We start from the raw sequence: 8,372 nt of genomic DNA on the forward strand, positions 1-8,372 counted from the left end.
TTATTTATTTATATAAAATAATGCCTGATTATTATTTAATAGATATGTAAAACCTATTCATCTTTAAACATATCCTCGAATTTCACATTCTTTTTTCCAGGTAAAACAAGGTTTAAAACAATACCAATGATTGAGGCAAGTGCCATCCCCTCTAATGAGAACGCTTCTCCGATGTGAATTGCTGCGCCTCCAATTCCAATAATCAAAATAACAGAAGAAATAATTAGATTTCGCTTTATCTTAAAATCTACATTGTTTTCAACTAACATACGCAATCCGCTTGATGCAATAATTCCAAATAACAAAATAGATACTCCACCCATTACTGGAGCTGGTATAGTACTTAACAAAGCCGCTACCTTTCCACAGAATCCAAAAATAATTGCAAAACATGCAGCACCTATAAACACATAGATACTAAATGCACGTGTTATAGCAAGTACACCTATATTCTCTCCATAAGTAGTATTTGGTGGTCCTCCTATCAATGAAGCCAACATAGTGGCAACTCCATCCCCTAACATGCTCTTATGTAGTCCAGGATCTTTTATTAAATCTTTACCTATCACTTTACTCAATACTAACTGATGTCCAATATGTTCAGCTATCGGCACAATAGCCACTGGCAACATTAACAAAATAACATACCAAGATATAGAAGGAGTATAATCAACAAATGGAAGCATAAACTCTGGTACTTCTATCCAATGAGCCTCTATTACTTTGGTAAAATCGACCACCCCCATAATTGCTGCAAATGAATATCCTCCAATAATACCAACCAAAACAGGTATAACACTTAAGAACCCTCTCGTAAAAATCGCAGTAATAATAGTAATCGCAAGTGTCACTAATCCTATGAGAACATAAGTTAAATCATACTCTCCACTTGGATTGTTCGTCACCATACCTACCGCTGTATTGGCTAATCCCAACCCGATTACCATAATTACCGGGCCTACTACAATAGGTGGCAACAATTTCATCAACCAACCTGTACCTGCTTTTGAAATTAACAATGCCACTAAAGAGTAAACTACCCCCACTAAAAAACTCCCAACCAAAAAACTTCCCACAGGCATACCTGATGCAGGATCTGCCTCTAATAATTTAAGAGCTATAATCGGGTTAATAAAAGCAAAAGAACTCCCCAAATAAGAAGGCACTCTCCCTTTTGTTATAACAATAAAAGCTAATGTACCTATCCCACTTGATATAAGGGCTATTGCGGGATTCATTCCTGTCAAAGTCGGCACCAAAACAGTAGCGCCAAACATGGCAAATAAATGCTGAATACTCAATAGGACCCACTGTCCTAACTTTGGTTTCTGATCAATTGTCAAAACAATCTTCTTATCGTCTAATTCACTCATGTTGTGTTATTGTGTATTTATAACCGCAAAATAACTATAAAATACAGTGTCGTACAAAAAATACTATAATAATATCAGTACTATCACAGTAATAAATAACAATTTTATCAAAAATTTAAAAATAAACTAATACTCTGAGACCTTTCAAAACATTCTATCTACTTACAATTATCGTTTTATTTTGTTCTTGTAGTTCAAGGCAGATAGTTTTAAATAAAGAAGTATTTAAAGACAATAAAAAAAATAGCTGTTACAATATATAAACCAAAAGTCCATGTTCTAAAAAGTGGAGCACAAGGTTTGTTAGATATGGCTCTTACACCTCAAACAAAGTTCAAAAAAGGATTAGAACAAATAGATAGCATTTACAAACCTATTATTTATACAGCTATAAATAATGAGATAAAGAAAAAGTACGATTCTATTAATAAGGAATATATTTTTATAGAAAATATCAATGCTCTTCCTGTAATACACAAAGCAGAAACAACAGAATTAGACTACGATTATATAAGAAAGAAAGAAATAAATATAATGTAAATCAAATTCAAGAAATTGATTTACACTATGGACTTACGGTCAATTACTATGGTTTTATCGTAGTAGGAAAAGAATTATTTATTAACATTACCTCTACCATAACAGACCTGAATAATAATATTGTCACACAAAAATATCACAAAAAGAATATCAATAAATTCAAGAAAAAATGGAAAGTAGGAGATTATGACTTACTAAAATCATCCATTAATGAATGTCTTTTAGTAGCTAAAAAAGACTTTATAAATCAATTTTAATAAAACAAAAAGAGTACCCAATAGGATACCCTTTCTGATTATAGTAGATATATTAATATCTATTTACCTGCTGCAATTAAGTTTAATGCAGAACCTGCTTTAAACCATTCTATTTGACTTGCATTATATGTGTGATTAGCTTTAATCACGTCTTTAGAACCATCTGCGTGTACAAACTCTAATGATAATTGCTTACCTGGGGCGAACTCAGTTAAGTCTAAGAAGTTGATAATGTCATCCTCTTGAATTTTATCATAATCTGCTTCATTAGCAAACGTTAAAGCTAACATACCTTGTTTCTTTAAGTTTGTTTCATGAATACGTGCAAAAGACTTCACTAAAACCGCTTTAACGCCTAAGTGACGAGGCTCCATAGCTGCGTGCTCACGTGATGATCCCTCACCATAGTTTTGATCTCCTACTACGATTGTCGGAATACCAGCCGCTTTATAAGCTCGCTGCACAGCAGGTACAGCCCCATACTCTCCTGTGAGTTGATTCTTAACTTTATTTGTTTCATGATTAAAAGCATTTTCAGCTCCTATCAACATATTGTCCGAAATATTATCTAAGTGGCCACGGAAACGCAACCAAGGACCTGCCATAGAGATATGATCCGTAGTACATTTACCAAAAGCTTTGATCAGCAGTTTAGCTCCAGTAATATTCTTTCCATCCCACGGAGTAAACGGTTCTAACAACTGAAGGCGATTAGATGCTGGGTTTACTTCCACTACGACATTTGAACCGTCAGCAGCTGGTGCTTGATAACCTGGATCTTCTACATCAAATCCCTTAGTTGGCAATTCGTCACCAGTTGGAGGAAGTAATTTTACCTCTTGACCTTCATCGTTTATTAAAGTATCTGTGATAGGATTAAAACTTAAATCTCCAGCAATAGCTAATGCAGCTACCATTTCTGGTGAAGTTACGAAAGCATGCGTATTTGGGTTACCATCTGCACGTTTAGAGAAGTTACGGTTAAACGAATGCACAATCGTATTTTTCTCTTGCTTATCTGCTCCTTCACGATCCCATTGACCAATACATGGTCCACAAGCATTTGTAAATACTTTAGTCCCCATCTTCTCAAAAGTCTCAATAATACCATCTCTTTCGATCGTATAACGTATTTGTTCAGAACCTGGGTTAATACCAAACTCTGCCTTAGGAGTGATTCCTTGAGCTACTGCTTGTTCTACAATAGAAGCCGCTCTAGACATATCTTCATAAGAAGAGTTTGTACATGAACCAATTAATCCCCACTCTACTTTTAATGGCCATCCATTAGCTTGAGCCTCCTGTTTCATTTTCGATACAGGGGTTCCTCTATCAGGAGTGAAAGGCCCATTAATATGTGGTTCCAATTCTGATAGGTTAATCTCAATCAATTGATCAAAATACTTTTCTGGATTAGCGTACACATCAGCATCAGCTGTTAAGTGCTCAGCTACCTTATCAGCAGCATCGACTACATCTTGACGGCCTGTAGCAGCTAAATATCTTCTCATTGAATCATCGTATCCAAATGTAGAAGTAGTCGCGCCTATCTCAGCTCCCATATTACAGATAGTACCTTTACCAGTACATGACATAGAAGTAGCCCCTTCACCGAAATACTCTACGATAGCTCCAGTTCCACCTTTCACAGTTAGAATGTCAGCTACTTTAAGGATAACGTCTTTAGGTGCTGTCCAACCATTTAACTTTCCAGTTAATTTCACACCTATTAATTTAGGAAACTTCAATTCCCAAGCCATACCAGACATTACATCTACTGCATCAGCTCCACCTACACCGATAGCTAACATACCTAGACCACCAGCATTAACTGTATGTGAATCTGTACCTATCATTAATCCTCCTGGGAAAGCATAGTTCTCTAAAACAATTTGGTGAATAATACCTGCTCCTGGCTTCCAGAAACCAATACCATATTTATTAGATACAGATGACAAGAAATTAAATACTTCTGAAGATTGATTCTGTGCAACTTGCAAATCAGTAGAAGCTCCAACTTTTGCTTGAATCAAGTGATCACAGTGTACTGTAGTTGGTACTGCCACTTTATCTTTTCCAGCATGCATAAACTGTAGTAATGCCATTTGTGCTGTTGCATCTTGACAAGCTACTCTATCTGGTGCAAAATCCACATAGTCTTTTCCTCTTTCAAATACTTGAGAAGGACTCCCTTCCCATAAGTGCGTGTACAAAATCTTTTCTGTTAGTGTCAAAGGACGTCCTACTAACTCTCTCGCTTTCTCCACGTGAGCAGGCATCTTTGCATACACTTTCTTAATCATTTCTATATCAAAAGCCATAGTAAAATACTTTTATTTACAAATTTATATTTACACCCAATTTAATATATTTTAAGGCTTATAAATTCTATATAAATGTTAAAACAATATATTTAAAATGATTCTACTTAAACAAAGTAGATTTGCAAGGAATACCCAAATGCAAAGTATAAAGACGACATGATAACAAAAAAATAGATGTGTATTTTGTTTAAATTTGAATAAATCATTGATAGTAAGAGTTACTCTAACTCCACTACTATCTAAATACACAAAACAAAACATTTAGATAAGCCAATACTATGTACAAACATCTTTTTAAAGCAGCACTAAATTGGATAGCGCCCGACAAGCAAAAAGAGTCAAACAAAAAGGTATATGCCAAAAGTCACACTATCAAAATAGAGGGAAAAGATATTTTAGCTATTTCAGCAGCCAAAGCCTTTAAAGGTGATCCTACCTTGCTAAATCCAGAAGATTTACTATTGAGTGCCATTACCTCTTGCCACATGATGTCTTATCTGTACGTATGCCAACAACACAATATAGAGGTTCTTACTTACGAAGATAATTCACAAGCTACATTGGTACTAAATGATGATGGCAGCGGACGTATAACTAAAGTAGTTTTAAATCCGATAATACGCATCAAAGATGAATCGCAAAAAGAATTAGCCCTACAACTGCATACCCAAGCCAATAAACTTTGTTTTATTGCTAATTCTTGCAATTTTGAAATAGAGCATCATGCACAATGTTTCAGTTAAAACAAGCATCATATTATAATCAAGTATATCATAAAAAAAGCGAGGTAGTCTGTATGGACTACCTCGCTTGGTATATATAAATACTATTTAAATTACTTAGTAGGAATTGGCTTAAACTTAGTTAAGTTAATTCCTTCTACTGAAGCTTTATATTCTTCGATAGTTGGTATTCTTCCTAAGATAGCAGATAATACTACTACTGGTGTAGAAGCTAATAAAGACTCTCCTTTTTTGCGTTCTGAATCTTCTACTACACGTCCTTGGAATAAACGAGTAGATGTAGCCATTACAGTATCACCTTTAGCTGCTTTCTCTTGGTTACCCATACATAAGTTACAACCAGGACGCTCTAAGTACATAATGTTTTCATACTCTGTTCGAGCATTGCTTTTTGGCAACAAGTCACTGAACTCAAATCCTGAATATTTTTGTAAGTATTCCCAATCTCCTTCAGCTTTCAACTCGTCGATGATGTTGTAAGTCGGAGCAGCCACTACTAATGGAGCATTAAACTTAACTTCACCACTTTGTTTTTCAATGTTTTTAAGCATTTGAGAAACAATCTTCAAGTCGTCTTTATGTACCATACAAGAACCTACGAAACCTAAGTCAACTTTTTTGTTGTCTCCATAGTAAGAAAGTTCTCTAATTGTATCGTGTGTATAGCGTTTAGAAACATCTTCGTTATTTACATCTGGGTCAGCAATCATTGGCTCCTCGATAATATCTAAGTCAATCACTACCTCAGCATAATACTTAGCATTAGCATCTGGAGTTAAAGCTGGTTTTTCACCTGATCTAATCTCTTCGATACGCTTATTAGCCTTGTCAATCAAGCCTTGAAGCACTTGGTTTTTATTATCCATACCTTTCTCAATCATGATTTGGATACGGCTTTTTGCTATTTCTAATGATTCAATTAAAGTATCGTCTTGAGAAATACAGATAGATGCTTTAGCTTTCATCTCTGCAGTCCAGTCTGTAAATGTAAAGGCTTGGTCAGCAAGAAGAGTTCCGATATGTACTTCGATAATTCTTCCTTGGAATACGTTCTCTCCTGCGAATTGTTTCAACATTTGAGATTGTGTAGCATGCACCACGTCACGGAAATCCATATGTGGTTTCATAGTTCCTTTGAAAGTAACTTTAACTGACTCTGGAATTGGCATTGAAGCCTCACCTGTAGCTAGAGCTAAAGCAACTGTTCCTGAATCCGCACCGAAAGCAACTCCCTTAGACATTCTCGTATGTGAGTCACCACCGATAATAATAGCCCAATCGTCAATTGTAATATCATTCAATACTTTGTGAATAACGTCAGTCATAGAATGGTATTCACCTTTAGGGTCACGTGCTGTAATTAAACCGAAGTCGTTCATAAACTTCATCAATTTAGGGATATTAGCCTGCGCTTTTTTGTCCCATACAGAAGCAGTGTGACATCCAGATTGGTAAGCTCCATCTACAATAGGAGAAATAACTGTAGCAGCCATTGCCTCTAACTCTTGAGCAGTCATAAGACCAGTTGTATCTTGAGACCCAACGATATTAACTTCTACACGTACATCAGATCCAGCGTGTAATACTTTTCCTGGAGCTACTCCTACTGCATTTCTATTGAAGATTTTCTCTACAGCTGTAAGTCCTTGTCCTTCCACAGAAACTTCTTTTGAAGGAGCAAATACTGTTGGAGCTGTTATACCCAATACTTTTGCTGCGAAAGTTTGAATTTTTTTACCAAACACGATAGCATAAGAACCACCTGCTTTGATAAACTCCATTTTTTGTGGAGTTAAAGCTTTAGAAATATCGATAAGCTCTTTTTCTCCGTTATAAAGTTTTTTTGTCTTTGTATTAATTGTCAATACAGTTCCTGTTGCTACAGAGTAAACTTCCTCTAAGATAGGCTCTCCTTTTTCGTTAAGGACAACTTTTCCATTTGCGTCTGTTTTCTTTACCCAGTTCTTAAGATCAATTCCGATACCTCCTGTTACATCCACAGTCGTTAAGAAAATAGGAGAAATTCCATTTGTACCTGCTACAATTGGAGCAATATTAACGAAAGGTACATAAGGACTTGCTTGTTTACCTGTCCATAATGCTACGTTATTCACACCTGACATTCTAGAAGACCCTACTCCCATTGTTCCTTTTTCCGCGATTAACATCACGCTTTTACCAGGATGAGCTGCTTGTAGCGCTTTAATCTCTTGTTGAGCCTGAGGAGTGATCATACACTGTCCATGAAGTTCACGGTCAGAACGAGAGTGAGCTTGGTTACCTGGAGATAATAAGTCTGTCGAGATATCCCCTTCACCAGCGATGAAAGTTACTACATCTATTTTCTCAGCCACTTCAGGAAGTTTAGTAAAGAACTCTGCTTTAGCATAGCTTTCTAAGATATCCTTAGCAATAGCATTACCAGCTAAGAAAGCCTCTTTTAGACGTAATGTATCTGCATCGTATAAGAACACTTGTGTCTTAAGTACTTTAGCAGCTTCTAAAGCGATAGCTTCATCATTACCTAATGCTAAATCTAAAAGAACCTCGATAGAAGGACCTCCCTTCATATGAGATAATAATTCAAAAGCAAAAGCTGGAGTAATTTCTTTTACTACAACCTCACCTAAGATAATTTCTTTTAAAAACTTTGCTTTAACACCAGCAGCACTAGTAGTACCAGGTAAAACATTATAAATAAAAAGCTTAAGAGAATCCTCATGGTATTCGTTCTCAGCATCTTTTACTTGTGCTATAACTTCACTTAATAGTTCAGCACCGTCAATTGGCTTAGGGTTAAGTCCTTGATTTTTTCTTTCTTCAATCTCGTTGATGTAATCCTTATAAAGGCTCATAATTAATCTCTATTAAATTTAAGGCTGACTGATTAAATACAACTTGTTAATCAACCCGTAAAACATTATTCCTAATTAGTTATCATACAAGACAATTTCATTTCTCAAACAAAAGGTAAACGGACTACTTTTAAAACTTAGCATAACTGTGATTTCTCTACTTAAATAACATTGTATTAAATAAAATAAGTTTCGATTAAGAAACTCATATCACTTTTGCTTTAAGTGATTCAAGACCAATTAACTTTTAATCTAAAAAAGAGTTGTACTGGTATTTATT

The 8,372-nt window shown here is 35.4% G+C and carries 5 protein-coding genes; 2 read left to right on the plus strand and 3 right to left on the minus strand.

The features are described from left to right. Positions 1-53: 53 nt before the first annotated feature. The gene (uraA, locus tag GOQ24_RS07030; protein ID WP_160339387.1) at positions 54-1,373 is read right to left on the minus strand and encodes a uracil permease; all 1,320 of its coding nucleotides are present in this window, start codon (positions 1,371-1,373) and stop codon (positions 54-56) included. Between the two features lie 309 nt (positions 1,374-1,682). Here uraA and GOQ24_RS07035 point away from each other — a divergent pair, with 309 nt between their 5' ends. Beyond that, complete coding sequence (locus tag GOQ24_RS07035) at positions 1,683-1,913, plus strand: hypothetical protein (protein WP_160339388.1); 231 nt, start codon at positions 1,683-1,685, stop codon at positions 1,911-1,913. A gap of 316 nt (positions 1,914-2,229) precedes the next feature. Here GOQ24_RS07035 and GOQ24_RS07040 read toward each other — a convergent pair whose 3' ends face one another. Continuing rightward, the gene (locus tag GOQ24_RS07040) at positions 2,230-4,491 is read right to left on the minus strand and encodes an aconitate hydratase (RefSeq protein WP_155091186.1); all 2,262 of its coding nucleotides are present in this window, start codon (positions 4,489-4,491) and stop codon (positions 2,230-2,232) included. A gap of 281 nt (positions 4,492-4,772) precedes the next feature. Here GOQ24_RS07040 and GOQ24_RS07045 point away from each other — a divergent pair, with 281 nt between their 5' ends. After that, on the plus strand, positions 4,773-5,237 hold the full coding sequence (locus tag GOQ24_RS07045) for an OsmC family protein (RefSeq protein ID WP_160339389.1): 465 nt from the start codon (positions 4,773-4,775) through the stop codon (positions 5,235-5,237). A 92-nt stretch (positions 5,238-5,329) separates the two neighbouring features. Here the strand turns inward: GOQ24_RS07045 and GOQ24_RS07050 are convergent, their stop codons facing one another. Next, complete coding sequence (locus GOQ24_RS07050; RefSeq protein WP_160339390.1) at positions 5,330-8,092, minus strand: bifunctional aconitate hydratase 2/2-methylisocitrate dehydratase; 2,763 nt, start codon at positions 8,090-8,092, stop codon at positions 5,330-5,332. Positions 8,093-8,372 lie beyond the last annotated feature (280 nt).

Source organism: Myroides sp. LoEW2-1 (genome assembly GCF_009767705.1).
GTDB classification, from domain to species: Bacteria; Bacteroidota; Bacteroidia; order Flavobacteriales; family Flavobacteriaceae; genus Flavobacterium; species Flavobacterium album_A.